The sequence below is a fragment of the Cupriavidus pauculus genome (genome assembly GCF_008801835.1).
In the GTDB taxonomy this organism is placed as follows: domain Bacteria; phylum Pseudomonadota; class Gammaproteobacteria; order Burkholderiales; family Burkholderiaceae; genus Cupriavidus; species Cupriavidus pauculus.
The window spans coordinates 1-17,102 of the sequence record NZ_VZOW01000025.1; the positions used below are offsets into that span (position 1 = coordinate 1).

Genomic DNA, 17,102 nt, shown 5'->3' on the forward strand with positions numbered 1-17,102 from the left:
CACCAGCCGTACCGCTTCCAGCTTGAATTCCAGCGTGTACTGCGCCCGCTTTGTCTTGCTTGTCATCACATCTCTCCTTGCTTCAGTTTAACCTCAGCAAGGGATTCGTTTTGCGGGGGCAAGCTCAGCGAAGTAATTACGTGGGGTCACTTCGTCGCGTGATGACGACAAGGTGGAACGTACCGGGGTTATGTGGATTGACATGGCTTTCGCGCGGACGCGTCAACCTGTGTGCGCGCGAACATTGCGGGCCGGTAATGGGAAACTCACGAAAAGAGGTCGCTTCTCTCGAAGCAAGATCGACTGCCTTTGCAATACGCTGCGGGTTCCGATCTAGTTGGAGAGTAAGGATGGACACGCCATACGTCGCAAAATGGGCGCGTAGCGAAGACAGCGTTCATGAGCAAGCGCTGCGACTTCGCACACGGAGGTTCGAGCTGCTGTCTGCAAATATTGCAAATGCGGATACGCCGAACTACAAGGCGCGCGATATCGACTTCAGCGCCGAGTTGGATAGGGTGATGGGCAGTGGCCAGAATTTTGCGGGCATGACCATGACTTCGCCGCGACACATCGAGGCAAGCAAGCCCGCGCTGGAAGAGGATCTGATGTATCGCGTCCCCCTGCAGTCGAGTATGGACGGCAACACCGTGGAGATGGACGTCGAGCGTGTGGCGTTTGCAGAGAACGCGCTGCGGATGCGGTTCTCCATTCAAAAGACTGCCGACGAGTACAAGGACATGCTCAAGCTCTACCAGGACATGCGGCCCTAGCGGGGAAACCGCGACTACTGGCAGGGCGGCTTGGGTGCGGCGACAGCGCTGGACGCGTCTCTGGAAGACGGCTCCGGTGTGCTCGCTGCGGATTCCTGCTTCGACGGATGTTTGGCTGTGCGATGTCGCGGGTTGGCCGCCCAGGCAACCCGTTGGTCGCGGGAGGCGTATCCCGTGTCTGAATGTCCAATGGCGAGGGTGTGCCACTGGGTCGGCTTCTCGCTGAGTCGATCACCGGTCGCAGGAGCCGGCAAAGCGTAGGCCAGCAAGGCAGAGCATGCGACGGCGCTAATCATCTGTATGGTTCCTGGACGGATGACATGAGGATCCTGTCATCCGCAAGATAGTACGCTCAGATTGCGGGCACATTACCAACGCATTACGGCGGGGCATTGGGGCGCTGACTCGTTGAGCTTTGTTGTTGCAATGCGGGGCACACTAGTTGCTAATAGTGTGCAACGGCGTGAATGCCGATTCAGACTGACTGGAGCCCGCGACAATGACCGAAAAGCTGCGCCTGGACATTCCTGTCTTGCTTCCTGGCCTTCCCGATTCCTCTGATCCCTGTGTAGAACGGTTGCTGTCCGAACTGAGAGGGAAAGAGGGCGTCGAGGCGGCGCATATAAAAACTGCAAATGTTGATAGCGATTCACAGATATGTGTCCACTACGATCCCGCAGCGATTTCCCTTGCCCGCATCCGGGAGCTGGTGACAAGCACGGGTGCGGTGATTTCGTCGCGGTTTGGTCATGTGCTTTGGCAATTGAAGGGCGTCTGGCACGAACGACGAGCGCGAACCGTAGCTAGCCAACTGCGGGCCTTGCCCGGCGTCATCGAGGCCGAAGTCAGCGCCTCCGGCATAGCGCGCGTCGAATTCGACAACGATCGGATCTCCGCGGCAGGGATCGAGCAGGCCCTGTCAAAACGCGGGCTCGCGCCGGTTGAGATCGGTGCCCGGAAGAGCGGTCATGCAGACCATGAACACCGCGAAGGCGTCAAGGATCATGCACATGGGGAAGGCGAGGGGCATGAGGCCCACGCACACGGCAGCGTGTTTGGCCCGAATACTGAGCTAATCTTCTCCCTGATCTGTGGGGCCTTGCTTGGTCTCGGATTTGCCGTTGGTAAGCTGTTCGGCAGCCTGCCAGCATGGATTCCGGTTGCCTTCTTTGTCGGCGCGTATTTTTTTGGTGGTTTCTATACCGTTCGGGAAGCGATAGAGAACCTCCGGCTAAAGAAGTTCGAAATCGACACACTGATGCTGGTAGCCGCCGCAGGGGCGGCGGCGTTAGGCGCTTGGGCGGAAGGCGCGCTACTTCTCTTTTTGTTCAGTCTCGGCCACGGGCTCGAACACTACGCCATGGGGCGCGCCAAGCGGGCGATCGAAGCGTTGGCGGCGCTCGCACCGGCTACAGCAAGTGTGCGGCGTGAAGGCGAGGTACGAGAGGTCCCCGTCGAGGAATTGCAGGTGGGGGATGTGGTGGTGGTTCGGCCGAACGAACGCCTCCCCGCCGATGGTTTTCTGGTAAAGGGGGCTTCCGCAGTCAATCAAGCGCCGGTTACTGGCGAAAGCATCCCGGTCGACAAGCAGCCCGTGGATGACGCCGCCGCAGCCAGGAGGAAGCCCGATGCCGTAGGGGCCGTGTCCCGCGTGTTCGCCGGAACCATCAATGGCGCCGGCGCCATTGAAGTGGAAGTGACGCGCCTTTCCACGGACAGCGCCCTGGCGAAAGTCGTCAAGATGGTCAACGAGGCCGAAGCGCAAAAGTCACCGAGCCAGCGGTTCACTGAGAAGTTCGAACGGATCTTTGTTCCTGCAGTGCTTGTGCTGGCGGTATTGCTGCTGTTTGCAGGGCTAGTGATCAATGAGCCGTTCAGTGCGACCTTCTACCGCGCCATGGCGGTGCTGGTTGCCGCCAGCCCATGCGCGCTCGCCATCGCGACACCGAGCGCGGTGCTGTCGGGGGTAGCGCGCGCCGCTAGAGGGGGTGTACTGATCAAGGGCGGGGCGCCGCTCGAAAACCTGGGTTCACTGAAAGCCATTGCATTCGATAAGACGGGGACGCTGACGGAGGGGCGCCCCCGTATTACCGATGTGATGGTCGCCGAAGGAGTAGCTGAAGCGGAATTGTTGAGCGTAGCGGTCGCCGTGGAGTCGCTCAGCGACCACCCGTTGGCTGCGGCCATTGCCCGCGATGGCCGCAAGCGCCTGGAAGGCAGTTCCATCCCGGAAGCGTCTCATCTCCAAAGCTTGACCGGACGCGGGGTCACGGCGACGTTGTGCGGTAAGACCGTCTGGATTGGCAAGCCTGACATGTTCGGCGCCGACGGGATTGCACCGCTTAGCGAATCGATGGCGAGCGCAGTGCAGACGCTGCGCAGCACTGGCCGCACGACAATGATCGTCAGGCAGGGAGATCGGGACCTCGGCGCCATTGGGCTGATGGACACGCCGCGCGCCTCGGCGCGCGCTGCCCTCGAGGCACTGCGCAGGCTGGGTATCACACGCATGATCATGATCTCCGGCGATCACCAGCGCGCAGCCGAAGCCGTCGCCAAGGACGTAGGTATCGATGAAGCCTGGGGCGATCTGATGCCTGAGGACAAGGTCAAAGCCATCCAGACGTTGCGCGCGGAAGCCAAAGTGGCCATGGTCGGCGACGGCGTCAACGACGCGCCGGCAATGGCCAACGCCACGGTGGGCATCGCAATGGGTGCGGCAGGTTCAGATGTGGCACTGGAAACGGCGGATGTTGCGCTGATGGCCGACGACCTCCAACACCTACCTTTTGTGGTCGGTTTAAGCCGACATACGCGGGCCATCATCCTTCAGAACGTGTATATCAGCCTCGGCGTCGTGGCGTTCCTTCTGCCAGCCACGATCCTCGGCCTCGGTATCGGGCCCGCCGTGGCCATGCATGAGGGGTCGACGCTGATCGTCGTGTTCAATGCGCTTCGACTGCTAGCCTATCGCGACAAATCCCCATGACGGGCCCCGGCCGCAATGATGGCGATGCCAGATGCGGCGGCAGCTATGGCCGCCGACTCATTTGGCGGCATTGCCGCAACTTCCACAGAACTTTGCGTCGCGTGGGAGTAAGGTGCCGCATCGACTGCACGGCGCCGGAGCCAGTGAACTGCCGCATTGCTGGCAGAAGCGCGCGCCCTGGGCGCTCACCGTGCCGCAGTTGGGGCAGTGGACGCCGGCGGGGCTTTGTGGTGGCAAAGGATTCCCATAGCCGTAGCTGCCGCCACCATCATGATGACCTCCTCGACGACCGTGCTCACTTCCGCCGCCGTGATGACCGCCGCTGTGACGGCCCATGAGCCTTTCCAAGAAACCCATCATTCCTCCTAAGTGGATGGATCGTCGCTGCGGCCCCGTGGTGTCGGGTGCTGCGACGACTTGCGCTGCTACGCGTCAGCCAATGCCTGTAGTAAATAGTCTGTAGTGACTACAGGGTCAATGGTCGGTGGATGCGAAGAACGGAATAAGTTGAATACGAGGCTCTTTCTTTCGAAAACGTCATGATCCCGATAGTTGCTGGCCATGTCGTGAGAGCGCATGGAAGGCGGGCTGTCTATCGGCTTGGCGCAAGGGTTTCCGTGAGGATGGCATCCCGCTGAGGAGCCTCGGGGAGGCCAGGAGCTTTGCCTTCCGGGCATCCGGGTGCGTGAAAGATTGCTGCAGGCGGGGTGCCACCCCGTGTCGCTGCGGCCACCTGCCCCGGCTCAGCGGTGGGGGTGCCGGGGCCGATCGGCGCCGTATAGCTTGCCACCAGATACACCGGCCGCCGCTTGACTTCATTGAACAGACGCCCAACATATTCCCCGAGCACGCCTAGGAAAACCAGTTGCAGGCCGCCCAGCAGAAGCAGGGCGGTCATCATGGATGGGTAGCCGTGTACGGGGTCGCCGTAGAGCAGCGTCTTGCCAACGATGAAGGCGGCCATGCCAAAGGCGGGAACGGCAACAAGCAGGCCGATCGAGGTTGCAAACTTGAGCGGCACGGTGGAAAAGGCAGTGATGCCATCCACGGCAAAACGCAACAGCTTGCGGTAGTTGAACTTGGTCGTCCCGGATGCCCGCGCGTCACGCCGATACAAGACGGCCGTCTGCCGGAATCCTATCCAGGCATACAGCCCCTTCATGAAGCGGTGCTGCTCCCGGAGTTGTCCGAGTGCGGCAACGGCACGACGGCTCATGACGCGGAAGTCGCCGGTGTCGGCCGGAATCTCCGTATCGCTGAGCTTGCCCATCAGGCGGTAAAACCAGTGCGCGGTGAACTTCTTGAGGAACGATTCGCCATCCCGGGAAGTGCGCGTGGCGTACACCACGTCGAACCCCTCGCGCCATTTCTCGATCAACGACGGAATCAGTTCGGGCGGATCCTGCAGATCGGCGTCGATGATCACAACGGCGTCGCCGCTTGCCACGTCGAGGCCCGCCGTTAGCGCGGCTTCCTTGCCGAAGTTGCGACTCAGCTCGACAATGCCGACGCGCGCTTCGGCCGCCTTGAGATTGTGTGCAACCGCCAGTGATCGATCGCGGCTGCCATCGTCCACGTAGATAATCTCGTAGTCCGATGCCAATCCATCCATCACGCGGAGAAGCCGAAAGTGAAACTGTGGCAGGACAGCTTCTTCATTGAAGAGCGGTACGACGACCGAGATCTTCTCTGGCAGCAGGCTGGCGGCATTCATCGCATCGCTCCATTCATGAACGTCCAATTTGCATGGAGTACGTAGTTGACCAACATGACGAAAATTGTCGAGAGGATTTGAGCAACCAGGTAGTGAAGCCCCAATGCTAGTCCAGCCCACATCAGAAGTGAGTTAAGAAAGAACGCCAGCGCGGAAACGAGAATGAACCGTCCGAAAGTGGCGCGTTGTGGTCGGACTGGTGTGAACACCCATCGGCTGCTGATGCAGTAGTGCGTCAGAAGGCCTGCAACACTGCCGGCGGCAGACGCCGGTAGCGCTGCAACCCCGAAACCGACCAGCGTGATCAGTGTTGCGTAGTGTGTAGCGGTTGCCGTCGCCCCCGCGCCCAGAAACCGTACAAATCGTGATGGGATGTTCATGGTTTTTGCACCAGAACGTTGACGCCATGTCGTCCGATCACAGTTGTGTTGCCGCCGAGCAGCGGTCTCAGTCGATGAAACGTCTCGTGCCGCATGACCGCGAGCTTGTGACCAGGGGTCAGCCATCGCTGCGCAAAAGCTTCTTCATTAGCAATCCACTTGTCGGGCTCGACCGAGAAGCCGAGATCCAGCTCGGATCTGGCCCCGACAATGATCGGTTCTCGTTCGGCGTAAAACGCCAGACCTCGGTCAATCTGGCCCACGTTGAACAGTTGTGTGTTGTCGCGGGACGCCGCCTTGGCTTCCAAGCCAAGTGGTTTGATGGAGAGGGACCCAAACGCCCGAGACGCCATCAAGCCAGCCTGAAGGCTGGCCAGCGTCGCCAGCGAAGCGACGGCAACCGCGCAGAGCCTGTGGCCGCGCAGGGCGATCCCAAAGGCCAGGAAGCCACCGATGACCAGAATGCCCATCGTGATGGCGCCCCAGGTATGCAATGAGGCCGGATTGCTGATATTGAGCTTCAGTACCGCATTCGACATTGTCGGATGCCATAGCAGCACGGCGATGGCAACGCCGAGCACAGGCATGGCAAGAAAGCTTGCCGCCAGTGTGGGGCGGGCTGCAGTCATGGATCTGTACGCGAGCAAGACGGCCACCGGTGGTAAGGCGGGCAGGATATAGAGCGGCAGCTTCGAGCGCGAAATCGAAAAGAAGGCAATGACAACGACTACCCACAGCGACAGAAACAGTCGTGCGTCGAAGCCAGGCGTTGCCTGTGCGCTGCGAGAGCGGAGTGCGATAGCACGGGGAATCAAGCCCATGAACGGCAGGACGCCTGCCGCACCAACGGCCAGGAAGAACCAGAATGGCTTGTCCCGCTCGTGAACCGAGGACGAGAATCTCGCGAAGTGTTCGTGGATGAAGAAGTAATTCAGAAATTCGGGGTTGCGCTGGGACACCACGACAAACCAAGGCATGGTGATGGCCACCGCAAGCAGGCTCCAGCGCCAGAATCTCGCGCTAAAAAATGCGGAAAATTGTCGAGTGACCGCCCCGTATAGCAGCAGCGTGATTCCTGGCAGTACCAGGGCAATCAGGCCTTTGGCAAGAAATGCCAGACCGACCAACAACCAGATCAGGGGGTATAAGCGAGGTTCCCGATTCTGGTAGGCCACGGCGAAAACGAGAGCGGCACTGCCGAGCAGTGCGCCGACACCAATGTCTGTTGTTGTCAGATTCGAGCCGAGAATCCAGAGGGGAGCGCCGATGAGCACCAGCGCTGAGGCGAGGCCTATGCGCGTGTCATAGAGCGATCGCGCCGCCCACCATGCGGCGAGTGCGCCCAGCAGTCCCACAAGCGCACTCCAGATCCTTGCTGTCCACTCGGACGGCCCGAAGAGCGTATAGGCGCTGGCGGTCGCCCAATACTGCAGGGGCGGCTTGTCGAAGAACTTGATGCCGTTCAACCGCGGCGTGACCCAATCGCCGGAGACGAACATCTCGCGCGGAACCTCGGCGTAACGACCCTCGTCGGGTTCATAGAGGGGACGCACGGATAGCGTGGACATCCAGAGGACCACCGTGAGTGCGATGGTCAAAGCCATGAAAATCTGTCGCTTCAAGAGACTGCCCGTCCAGGTGTGCGGTGGCCACTGCTACCGCGCTTGGTCAAATGCTCTCAGGGCGCAACGACATAGATGCCGGATGTGGTTCGTCGCCGTCGTGATGTTGGATCATGGAGCAGTTCACGCGGCGCCGCTTGACGCCCCACGAGCCGAGGATGCGATTCACGCGGGAGTCCGAAGGATGGCGACTTGGCCAGCAGAGAGCGAACAGCGGGATTCTAGGGCGCTCACCTGTCGGGGGGATTACGAGATGATGACGGCGCAGTCCGCCGTGGAGTGCGTTGCGGCAGAAGATGTTGCCTGTTAAAGCGCAGCGTCAGCTCATGGTAACCCAAGTGCTTCGGAGAACGGGCGTCGGGTTCGATGCCTTTGCGCGTAACCATTCGGCCATGTCTGCGCAATGTTCTGCGTAGTAAAATTGCGCCCCCGCAGTTGTCAGCGGGGCTTCATCATCCTTAGTGCTCACGCCTAGAAGGGCGCTTTCCCTCAGATGTTCTTGGGCGCAGCCGCGTTCGAAGGTGCTTGTCTTCCGCGCTGCGCATAGATCCGGGGTGTTCGTTGTGAACCCCAAAAAGTCGCAAGGACTTCGCTGCTATGCGGTCGAGACTGACGGCACTTCTGATGGCAATCTCGACCTATCAGGCGTGGGATTTCTACTACCTTGCAACGCGAGCACCGGACGCTCATGTCGTCGCCGACGCAGTCGCGTGGGTAGTGGGCGGCCTCGCGATCCTTTGGTTCGTGATTCGAAAACGGCGTCGTCGTGTCCACCACAAGCGGCCCGTTTCTGAAGCGCTACCTGGCGCACCCAAGGTACGATGGCAAGCGATGGTCGAACGAGACGAGGTGGCAATTCAGGCGACGCGGCAGTTGTTGCAGTCAATGCAGATGCAGTTCGATCGCTGGAAATTTACGCCACCGGAAACGGAAGTGGCGATGCTTCTCATAAAAGGGTTGACCCTTGAAGAGTGTGCTCAGTCGCTAGCGTGGCATGATGTGACGGTGCGGACAATTGCCGCGAGCGTATTCGCCAAGGCACACCTCAGCAATCGCCATCAATTTGCCGCCTACTTTCTCGGTGATCTGTTGGTTGAGCCGATCGAACCTGCACCTCGATCAAAAGCCGGTGAGTGTAGACACGACGCCGGCATGTAAGTTGTCGCGCTTGACCTTCAAGCAAAGACCAGAACGGTAAAAACCCGATTATTGGTGTCTGTGCCGCAGTACGGTGCTGTGGCTGTATCTCTATTTCGATGAACAAACTTCTTCAAGCTATACACGAAAGCTTGCCGCAGTGGCTGGCAGATTGGTTCGACATTCTTGTTCCCGCTATCGAGGTCGTGCTGATTGCGGCTGGCGCATGGTTAGCAGTGCGCATCGCGCGTCGGTTGCTTAGAAAGCTGACCAACACATATTCTCTGCCAGGAAAAGTTGCGGCGCTGTCTTTGCGTGTGGTGGCGACCATCGTGTACGTAGCTGCCACGCTCTGGGCTCTCGAGCGAATGGGCGTGTCTGGAACTGTCCTGTGGACCGCATTCACGGGATTTGCCACTGTCGGGGCGGTCGCGTTTTTCGCCGCGTGGAGTGTACTCTCGAACCTGTTCTGCGCGCTCCTGATCTACGTCACCGGTGCGTTCCGCATCGGGGACGTTGTGGAGCTTCTTGAGAACGGGGAAAAGCCGGGAATAAAGGGCCGTGTGCTCGACGTAAATCTCGTCTATACCACCTTACTGGAAACAACAGTCGACGGACAAGAGGTGGTGCTGCAGCTGCCGAACAGTCTGGTGTTTCAACGTGTGCTACGAAGGTGGAAGTAGCCTCACGGGTGGCGCGGTCCGGTGAGAACGCAGACCGGTGCTAGAGGGGAATCCCGCTTTCGCGTTTTTGAGGCTACGTAAACTACTCAAGACCTTAAGCTGGCGTCCGCGATGTCGGCGGGCGCCGCAAAACTGCTTGATTTCAGTGGCAGTGGCGAATGCCGGTCTTGTGGTCTATATGGCAGCCTTGGCTGTCAGTCCCACCACTATGCGCCCACACGCCGCCCGACGCACAGGCCAGAACGGCCGTGAGAATGATGGTGATCCGTTTCAAGAAAGGTCTCCCTGGAGTGTTGGTTAGCGGTCTCAGTCTGCCGCACGTTCCACACTATCATCACTGCGATTGCCAGCCCTCCCCGCCGCGGTAGGGCTGTTGCGGCTGTGTCACAACTGTCTGCGCTCGCTACGGCCAACGCACCTCAGCAACGTAACGAAAATGCTGACGGCCGCTGGCGCCCAAGTTTGTAGGTGAATCGACGCATAACGTCCCCGCAATCCCGATGGCCTCGCCGACTCACGCCCTCTGACTTTCGATTTGCACCGAGCATGATAGGAGTCCTTGCGACCTGAACAGGGAAGGGAGAGTGGACCGAATCGGGCGCTTCGACGCAGGCGCCACGGTGGGCAATAGCTCCCTTGGACTACATCGGTGGTGAGGGTAAACCCCAGCGTTGCGAAGGCCATCCACGTTGGCGGGCGAGCGTCAATCTATGAGTTTTCCAGATCAATCCGCTCCCAAAGAATCGTTTGTTGTCCCTGAGACCGGCTTCGATAATTTGCATCAAAGCCCGCGACAAACTGCGCGCGGGCGACAAATCCAGATGCAAAGGAGACAAGGCAATGAATGCCCCCATCGAAGCCAAAGAATTTCCGCTCGTCCAGCTCGCAAACGTTCTGGAGCCGATTGAGAGAGCCACTGGGCTCGGAAATGCGTTCTATACCGACGACCAGTACTACAAGCAAGAGCGTGACACGTTGCTGGGTAAAGACTGGGTATGCATCGGTTTTGCGGATGACGTGAAGGCGAAGTCTTTTGCCAAGCCGGTCGATTTCATGGGTCTACCGCTGCTGATGATGCGCAATCGCGAAGGCGTCCTCCAGGTTTTCCACAACGTCTGCAGCCATCGTGGCATGAAACTGGTACACGAAGCCGGTGAAATCCAGGGAGTGATTCGCTGTGGATACCATTCCTGGACGTATGATCTGAACGGCGTGCTCAAGGGCACGCCACATGTTGGCGGTGTCAATCAGCACAAGGACCCCCGCTTTGCGTGCGAGAAGCACGGTCTGAAGGCATTGCGCAGCCATGTCTGGATGGGCATGGTCTTCGTCAATCTCTCGGGGACGGCGCCTGCCTTCGAGGAAGCCATTAAGCCGCTGACGGACCGCTGGCAACAATTTCTCGGTGCGGATGGGCTATCCATGATCCGTATGCCGCACGATAGTGGCTCGTGGTCGCTTGAGGTCAATTGCAACTGGAAGCTTGCGGTCGAGAACTACTGCGAGGCCTACCATCTTCCCTGGGTCCACCCATCGCTGAATACCTATTCGCGTTTGGAAGACCACTACAACATCGCGTTTTCGGAGCGCTTTGCCGGCCAGGGAAGTCATGCATACAACCTCGCCGACGTCGAGGGCATCTCACTGCCGACGTTCCCATCGTGGCCGGTGGACCGGATGCGCACCGCCGAGTACGTTGCACTCTTCCCCAACGTCCTGCTTGGCATTCAGGCCGATCATGCCTTCGCAATGGTGCTGCAACCCTTGGCCGCGAACCGCACGGTAGAGCACCTACGGCTCTTTTTCGTGGGCGATGAGGCCGCGCAAGACCCGAACTATGCGGCGAGCCGACATGCCGTCCTGGCAGCCTGGCGCGTCGTGTTCAGCGAAGACATCGGCGCTGTGGAGGGGATGCAGGCCGGACGCCAGTCGCCCGGCTTCACAGGGGGCGCCTTCTCGCCAGAGATGGACGCGCCCACCCACTATTTCCATCGTTGGATGGCCACCCGGCTCCTTGAAAACGCGCAAGCGTGATAGGAGAGAGAAATGGCACCCACCATGGCTCGACATTGGCTCAACTACATCAACGGAGAGTGGGTCGACAGTGGCCGCCGGCTCGATGTCGCCTCCCCCGCGACAGGCGAGAATTTCGCTACCGTGGCGCTGGCGAGTGTCGAGGATGCTGAACTGGCTCTCGACGCGGCCGCGCGGTGTGTTCAACGCGGGGACCTGACACATCAGCGGCCCGAGGAAAGGGTGAGATGGCTTCTGCATATCGCGGAGGAGATCCGCGCCGTAGCCGACGAAGGCGCGCAGATCCTCTGCCAGGAAAACGGTAAGCGACTGAGCGACGCGCGCGACGAGTTTATCGAGGCTGCACGCTACTTCGAGTACTACGCGGGTATGGCCGACAAGATCGAGGGAATTTCCGTCCCACTCGGTGATAGCTATGTGGATTTCACGCGCTATGAGCCGATGGGCGTCTCGGTGCAGATCGTGCCGTGGAATTTCCCGGTCTCCATCTGCGCGCGTTCGCTCGCGCCCGCATTGGCGGCGGGCAACGCCGTCATCGTGAAGTCCCCGGAACTGTCGCCGCTCGGTCTCTGCGTTCTTTTCCAGGCGATTCAACGAGTTGGGTTGCCCCGTGGCGCCGTCCAGTTACTGTGCGGTCTCGGTCGAGAAGTCGGTGCCCATCTGGCTAGTAGTGCGAAGACGAATCACATTGTCTTTACCGGTTCCGTACCGACGGGGCGCGCCATTCTTGCTGCCGCTGCGCAATGGGCGACGCCCAGCGTGATGGAGTTGGGCGGAAAGTCCGCGGCAATTGCTTTCCCAGACTGTGACCGTGAGGATCTGCTTGCCAGCGTAAAGAGCGGCATCTTCTTCAACGCTGGTCAGGTGTGCTCGGCCATGTCGCGGCTTCTCGTACACCGCGATATTTACGACGAGGTGCTGCTTGCCGTCGCAGCGCTTGCCAACCAACTCGTCACGGGGCCTGGAGAAGACGACCCCGATCACACCCCGCTGATCAGCCTCGATCAGCTCGATAAGGTGGCTTCTATGTGTCGGGAGGCCGTTGCGGAGGGGGCCACGGTGGTGGCAGGCGGCGACCGAGTGGTGGAGCGGTGCGGGCATTTCATGCAGCCGACGATTCTTGGCCACGTACAGCCACACATGAAGATCGCTTGCGAAGAGGTGTTCGGTCCCGTGTTGTGTGTGATGCCATTCGAAACCGAGGATGAAGCGGTACAGATTGCCAATGGCACGCCGTTTGGCCTGGTGGGGGGCGTATTCACGCGCGACATTAGCCGCGCACTGCGCTTTACGCGACGTCTGCGCGCCGGCCAGGTCTTCGTGAACGAATGGTATGCGGGCGGCATCGAAACCCCGTTCGGTGGCGTTGGGCTTTCTGGATTTGGTCGGGAGAAGGGCCAGGAGGCCATCTATAGCTACGTGCGTACGAAGAACGTCGCGATTCGCGTGGCCGACCACTAGGAGGCACCCGAAATGAAGAAGTGGCTCTGCATCGTTTGCGGTGTGATCTACGACGAGGCTGAAGGCTGGCCTCAGGATGGCATTCCCCCCGGAACCCGATGGGAGGATGTCCCTGAGGATTGGAAGTGCCCCGAGTGTGGGGTCGGCAAGGCTGACTTTGAGATGCTGGAGATTGCGGGGGAGGAGGTGCCGTCAGCCTCGCCAGCGATTGCTGTGTCGGCCGTCGCCGCAGCGAACCCTGTCACGCAGTGCTCACCCCATCCAGTCGTCATCGTGGGTTCCGGCCATGCTGGTTACGGGCTGGCCCAGGCGATTCGTCAGCGTGACCCGCATGCCGAAATCATCGTCCTGACGCGTGAGTCTGGTCATCTCTATTCAAAGCCAGCCCTATCAATCGCGACCTCGTTGGGGCGCAGTGTCGAGAGCCTGATTGCCGAATCGCCTTTCGAGATCGAGAGAAGGCTCAGGATCCGTGTCTATCCCTACTGTGACGTGCATGCGATCAACAGTGCCGCGCACACCCTGACGACTAGCATGGGGGAGATGCCCTACGCAAAGCTCGTTCTGGCTCTGGGGGCAAGCCCCGTACGCCTTGGTGTTAGGGGGCGTGGCGATGCGCTGCTAAGCGTCAACAACCTTGACGACTATCGGGCATTGCGTCGTCAGTTGGAAGGCGCCACACGTGTGGCGATCATCGGCGATGGGCTCATTGGGTGTGAGTTTGCCAACGACCTCGCCACCAGTGGCTACCAGGTGAGTGTCGTCGGCATCGGGAGATGGCCGCTGGAACGTCTCCTGCCGCATGCGGCTGGAGTCCACCTGCAACGTGCCCTGACAAGCCTTGGAGTGGATTGGCATCTGGAAAATCAGCTGGAGGAAATCGGCGGAGTACCCGGTGCATGGCAACTCAAGCTCGCCGATGGCAGAGAACTGGAGGCGAACGTGGTGATCTCGGCGGTGGGCCTGACGCCAAACGTCGCGCTGGCTGCCGACAGCGGTTGCGCCGTCGGACGCGGCATTCGTACGGACGACACCCTGCAGACAAGCCTTCCGGATGTGTATGCACTTGGTGACTGCCTGGAAATTGGCGGCCGACTGGCCCCGTACTTGGCACCAATCAACCACGGCATTACCGCCCTTGCTCGAACACTGACCGGGAGCCCGACGCCAGTCAGCTACCCGCCCATGCCCGTCCATGTGAAAACGCCGGTGGCGCCGCTGTGCTTCCTGCCGTCTCCCGCATCCGGCTTAGGCGAGTGGCGGGTCGATGAGACCGCGGATGGGGGGGTGAGTTGTGGCCACTTTGACGACAGCGGGCGGATGTGCGGCTTCGCGCTCGTCGGTTCCGCGGCACAGTCGTTGCGCGGACAGTGGCTGGAAGCATGCAAGCCGCCGATTGGCGATTATGTGTCCTGATATCTACTACGCAAGATGAACCTGCCAAATGATGACAAAAGCTGCGGCTGGTATGCCGCGCTACCAAGCCCGGAACTGGCCATGGGATTGGCTGGCCGTCAATCGGCGGACTATGCCGTGATCGGCGCCGGCTTTGCCGGTCTTGCCGCTGCGCGTCGGCTCGCTGTTCACAAGCCGCAGGCTCGCATTCTCCTGGTCGACGCACAACGCGTGGGCGAGGGCGCGTCGGGTCGCAATTCGGGGTTCGTGATAGATCTTCCGCACAAGTTCGCCCTGGAGAACCCGGACCCGGCGTTCAAGCAGCGGTTGCTGCGGTTGAACCGCGCCGCGATTGCCCAACTGCAATCACTCATCGACAACCACGGCATCGCGTGTCAATGGTCGCATGCAGGGAAATATCAGGGTGCGGTCGGTGAGCGAGGACTGGCCTACCTGGCGCATTTCGAAAAGCTCCTGGCGGATCTAGGAGAGCCCCACCATTCGGTCGATGGCAGCAAGCTGGCTGGGATCTTGGGCACCAGTCATTACAGCCGCGCCGTATTCACGCCGGGATGCTACCTGATGCAGCCAGCGGCGCTGGTCCGAGGGCTTGCGCGATGCCTGCCCGAGAATGTTGAGCTGCTCGAGAACGCTCCCATTTTGCGGGTGGACCGTGACGGCACTGGCGGCTACGTACTGCACGGCGCGAACGGGGCCATTCATACGCGAAGCCTGCTGCTCGGGACGAGCATTTTTACGCGCGAGTTCGGGTACCTGCAAAACCGGCTGTTGCCGGTGATGACCTTCGCGAGCTGGACCGCGCCACTGAACTCCGAGCAATGCAAGCGCTACAAGGGAACCTTCGACTGGGGATTAACGCCGGCCGATCATGCGGGCACGACGGTGCGCATGACGCAGGATCGACGTTTGATCATTCGAAATACCTACCGGCACGTATCGAAATATGGCCGCAGCGTCGACAGCGCTATGCGCGAGCGAATCCGCGCGGGTCACCGTCAGGCATTCCTTGCACGCTTTCCGGAGTTGGCGGATCTGGAATTCACCCATACATGGGGAGGCGTCTACGCCATCTCGCGCAACTTTACGAACTTCTTCGGCCAGTTGCCGGATGGGGCCTTCGCGTCGGCATGCGACAACGGCGTTGGCGCTGCATGGGGCACCATCTCAGGTACCTTGTTGGCGGACTATGCCGTGGGCGCCCAGTCTTCCCTGCTTGACGACATTCAGGCGGTCACCGGTATGCCATCCCTGAATCCACCGGAACCGTTCCTCGGCATTGGCGTTCGCTCCCGCATCATGCTCGCCGCGTGGCAAAGTCGGAGCGAGCTGTGAGAACCCAAGCGAATCCGACTGCGGAAGTAAGGTTGGTCGACCAGGCTGACCTCGGCTTCGTTGTCCGAGGCGGGCCGCCTGGTGCGGCCTACGTCGCACGAGCGTTTCCCGATGACGGACTGTCTCCTCTCGGTATCGGTTTCGCGAGGTGGGAAGGTGCGCGGGTCAGCTGGACCACATTGTACGAGGAAGTGATCTTCACCATCGAAGGCAGCCTAAGTGTGGAAGTCGGCGGTTGTCAGCATCACGTCAAGCCCGGACAGGTTTTGTGGATACCCAAGTACACGGAGCTGATCTATTCGGGCTTTGCGCTTTTTGGGTATGTCGTGTACCCGGGAAACTGGAAGCAGACGTGCAACGAGGACTTGGAGGAACCTACAATGCACTTGAGGTAAGGTAACGTGGTTGCATCACGGAAGGCATCTTCGCTGTCCAGGACCTTCAGTGGCGCGACCAATGCGGGACTACTATTAAAAAAGCCCCCGGAGACACCCGTTCCCATGAAAATCCAGCCATTGCCGCCGTTCAAGGCGCTGATTGCCTTTGAAGCCACGGCTCGCTTGGGCAGCTTCACGCGTGCCGCAGACGAACTCAATGTCACGCAGGGCGCCATCAGCCGACAAATCGGTTTGCTCGAAGACATGCTTGGCGCACACCTTCTCGACCGAACCACGCGCTCGGTCCGCCTGACTCCCACGGGCGAACAGTACTTTCAATCCAGTCGAGAAGCCTTGCTTGCCCTTGCGGAGGCCACGCAGGTGGTCAAACGATGGCAGGGCGACCAGCAGGTGACGGTTGCCACCAGCACAGCGCTCGCCTCCTTGTGGTTGCTGCCGCGCATCCCCGAGTTTAATGACGCTCATCATGGCATCGACCTGCGCATAGTTGCCTTTGATCACGTCAAGGACTACGGCAAACTGGAGTGTGACCTCGCCGTCTACTATTGCAAGAGCCCACCGGCCTCTATCAAGAGCACGCCGATCTGCAGCGAAGAAATCTTCCCGATCTGCAGTCCCGCGTATCTGGCACGTTGTCCGGAACTCCGCCGGGCGGAAGACCTTGCTGCCTGTACCTGGCTGTGGCTAGACGATTCCGAACGAGACTGGGTCAGTTGGCCAGAGTGGTTTCGCCGCCTGGATCTCGCGCCCGCCACGCCTCGCAATCGGATCAATCTCAACAGCTATGCCATGGTGATCCAAGCCGCGTTGAGCGGCCAAGGTGTCGCGCTCGGATGGGGAAATCTCATCGATCCCTATTTAAAGGCGGGCACCCTAATACGTCCTGTTCCTGAAACGCTTAAAACAGATGGGCAATTCCTGATCCTCGAACCGTCGGGGCCGCACGAGAGACGAAAAAGCGTGGGAAGTTTTCGGGACTGGCTGCTGTCGCTGCAATGACTGGGGCCTTGCGAGCATCGCGGGGGCCCTGTATTACGTCGCGCCCAGAGCAGTCTATTCGGACTAATGCTTGGCTATTCATGTATCCTTTTTTATTACATTAAATAATCAATCGATGCACAAAAGATCGTTTGTTTAACCCGGCGGACTTACACAAACTCTCC

The 17,102-nt window shown here is 60.0% G+C and carries 15 protein-coding genes; 10 read left to right on the plus strand and 5 right to left on the minus strand.

Going from position 1 to position 17,102, the window contains the following annotated elements; genetic code table 11:
- Positions 1–350 precede the first annotated feature (350 nt).
- Together flgB and F7R19_RS21330 are read left to right on the plus strand one after the other, a co-directional pair.
- Positions 351–773, plus strand: a complete 423-nt coding sequence (flgB, locus tag F7R19_RS21325) for a flagellar basal body rod protein FlgB (protein WP_008650726.1) — start codon at positions 351–353, stop codon at positions 771–773.
- Positions 774–1,272: 499 nt separating this feature from the next.
- Positions 1,273–3,762, plus strand: a complete 2,490-nt coding sequence (locus F7R19_RS21330; protein WP_011514822.1) for a heavy metal translocating P-type ATPase — start codon at positions 1,273–1,275, stop codon at positions 3,760–3,762.
- A 57-nt stretch (positions 3,763–3,819) separates the two neighbouring features.
- Here the strand turns inward: F7R19_RS21330 and F7R19_RS21335 are convergent, their stop codons facing one another.
- The 4 genes from F7R19_RS21335 to F7R19_RS21350 all read right to left on the minus strand — a co-directional run bounded on the left by F7R19_RS21335 (position 3,820) and on the right by F7R19_RS21350 (position 7,460).
- The gene (locus F7R19_RS21335; RefSeq protein WP_008650724.1) at positions 3,820–4,122 is read right to left on the minus strand and encodes a zinc ribbon domain-containing protein; all 303 of its coding nucleotides are present in this window, start codon (positions 4,120–4,122) and stop codon (positions 3,820–3,822) included.
- Positions 4,123–4,354: 232 nt separating this feature from the next.
- The gene (locus F7R19_RS21340) at positions 4,355–5,476 is read right to left on the minus strand and encodes a glycosyltransferase family 2 protein (protein WP_008650723.1); all 1,122 of its coding nucleotides are present in this window, start codon (positions 5,474–5,476) and stop codon (positions 4,355–4,357) included.
- On the minus strand, positions 5,473–5,856 hold the full coding sequence (locus tag F7R19_RS21345) for a GtrA family protein (RefSeq protein ID WP_008650722.1): 384 nt from the start codon (positions 5,854–5,856) through the stop codon (positions 5,473–5,475). Before F7R19_RS21345 ends, F7R19_RS21340 begins: the two co-directional genes overlap by 4 nt.
- Positions 5,853–7,460 (minus strand): glycosyltransferase family 39 protein, encoded by a 1,608-nt coding sequence (locus F7R19_RS21350; RefSeq protein WP_008650720.1) that lies wholly within the window; start codon positions 7,458–7,460, stop codon positions 5,853–5,855. The genes F7R19_RS21345 and F7R19_RS21350 overlap by 4 nt, the downstream gene beginning before the upstream one ends.
- Before the next feature lie 642 nt (positions 7,461–8,102).
- Here F7R19_RS21350 and F7R19_RS21355 point away from each other — a divergent pair.
- Both F7R19_RS21355 and F7R19_RS21360 read left to right on the plus strand, forming a co-directional pair.
- Complete coding sequence (locus F7R19_RS21355; protein WP_150981917.1) at positions 8,103–8,636, plus strand: helix-turn-helix transcriptional regulator; 534 nt, start codon at positions 8,103–8,105, stop codon at positions 8,634–8,636.
- A 98-nt stretch (positions 8,637–8,734) separates the two neighbouring features.
- A complete protein-coding gene (locus F7R19_RS21360; protein WP_150981918.1) occupies positions 8,735–9,298 on the plus strand; it encodes a mechanosensitive ion channel family protein in 564 nt (187 codons plus the stop codon).
- Between the two features lie 142 nt (positions 9,299–9,440).
- Here F7R19_RS21360 and F7R19_RS30645 read toward each other — a convergent pair whose 3' ends face one another.
- Positions 9,441–9,518 carry a YHYH domain-containing protein gene (locus tag F7R19_RS30645; RefSeq protein ID WP_227461464.1) on the minus strand — a complete coding sequence of 26 codons (78 nt, stop codon included), beginning with the start codon at positions 9,516–9,518 and terminating at the stop codon, positions 9,441–9,443.
- Between the two features lie 620 nt (positions 9,519–10,138).
- On the opposite strand from F7R19_RS30645, the gene F7R19_RS21370 reads away from it, so the two are divergent.
- The 6 genes from F7R19_RS21370 to F7R19_RS21395 all read left to right on the plus strand — a co-directional run bounded on the left by F7R19_RS21370 (position 10,139) and on the right by F7R19_RS21395 (position 16,938).
- Positions 10,139–11,332: an aromatic ring-hydroxylating oxygenase subunit alpha gene (locus F7R19_RS21370; RefSeq protein WP_150981919.1), complete on the plus strand. Its 1,194-nt coding sequence runs from the start codon at positions 10,139–10,141 to the stop codon at positions 11,330–11,332.
- A 12-nt stretch (positions 11,333–11,344) separates the two neighbouring features.
- A complete protein-coding gene (locus F7R19_RS21375; RefSeq protein ID WP_150981920.1) occupies positions 11,345–12,793 on the plus strand; it encodes an aldehyde dehydrogenase family protein in 1,449 nt (482 codons plus the stop codon).
- Positions 12,794–12,805: 12 nt separating this feature from the next.
- The gene (locus F7R19_RS21380) at positions 12,806–14,209 is read left to right on the plus strand and encodes an FAD-dependent oxidoreductase (RefSeq protein ID WP_150981921.1); all 1,404 of its coding nucleotides are present in this window, start codon (positions 12,806–12,808) and stop codon (positions 14,207–14,209) included.
- 15 nt (positions 14,210–14,224) lie between these two features.
- The gene (locus F7R19_RS21385) at positions 14,225–15,541 is read left to right on the plus strand and encodes an NAD(P)/FAD-dependent oxidoreductase (protein ID WP_150981922.1); all 1,317 of its coding nucleotides are present in this window, start codon (positions 14,225–14,227) and stop codon (positions 15,539–15,541) included.
- A complete protein-coding gene (locus F7R19_RS21390; protein ID WP_150981923.1) occupies positions 15,538–15,936 on the plus strand; it encodes an ethanolamine utilization protein EutQ in 399 nt (132 codons plus the stop codon). Before F7R19_RS21385 ends, F7R19_RS21390 begins: the two co-directional genes overlap by 4 nt.
- A gap of 105 nt (positions 15,937–16,041) precedes the next feature.
- Positions 16,042–16,938, plus strand: coding sequence for a LysR substrate-binding domain-containing protein (locus F7R19_RS21395; protein WP_150981924.1), 897 nt, complete (start codon positions 16,042–16,044; stop codon positions 16,936–16,938).
- Positions 16,939–17,102: the final 164 nt, after the last annotated feature.

Coding starts and splice junctions, on each gene's coding strand:
- flgB (WP_008650726.1), top strand. CDS start 351: ATGGACACGCCATACGTCGCAAAATGGGCGCGTAGCGAAGACAGCGTT.
- F7R19_RS21330 (WP_011514822.1), top strand. CDS start 1,273: ATGACCGAAAAGCTGCGCCTGGACATTCCTGTCTTGCTTCCTGGCCTT.
- F7R19_RS21335 (WP_008650724.1), bottom strand. CDS start 4,122: ATGATGGGTTTCTTGGAAAGGCTCATGGGCCGTCACAGCGGCGGTCAT.
- F7R19_RS21340 (WP_008650723.1), bottom strand. CDS start 5,476: ATGAATGCCGCCAGCCTGCTGCCAGAGAAGATCTCGGTCGTCGTACCG.
- F7R19_RS21345 (WP_008650722.1), bottom strand. CDS start 5,856: ATGAACATCCCATCACGATTTGTACGGTTTCTGGGCGCGGGGGCGACG.
- F7R19_RS21350 (WP_008650720.1), bottom strand. CDS start 7,460: ATGGCTTTGACCATCGCACTCACGGTGGTCCTCTGGATGTCCACGCTA.
- F7R19_RS21355 (WP_150981917.1), top strand. CDS start 8,103: ATGGCAATCTCGACCTATCAGGCGTGGGATTTCTACTACCTTGCAACG.
- F7R19_RS21360 (WP_150981918.1), top strand. CDS start 8,735: ATGAACAAACTTCTTCAAGCTATACACGAAAGCTTGCCGCAGTGGCTG.
- F7R19_RS21370 (WP_150981919.1), top strand. CDS start 10,139: ATGAATGCCCCCATCGAAGCCAAAGAATTTCCGCTCGTCCAGCTCGCA.
- F7R19_RS21375 (WP_150981920.1), top strand. CDS start 11,345: ATGGCACCCACCATGGCTCGACATTGGCTCAACTACATCAACGGAGAG.
- F7R19_RS21380 (WP_150981921.1), top strand. CDS start 12,806: ATGAAGAAGTGGCTCTGCATCGTTTGCGGTGTGATCTACGACGAGGCT.
- F7R19_RS21385 (WP_150981922.1), top strand. CDS start 14,225: ATGAACCTGCCAAATGATGACAAAAGCTGCGGCTGGTATGCCGCGCTA.
- F7R19_RS21395 (WP_150981924.1), top strand. CDS start 16,042: ATGAAAATCCAGCCATTGCCGCCGTTCAAGGCGCTGATTGCCTTTGAA.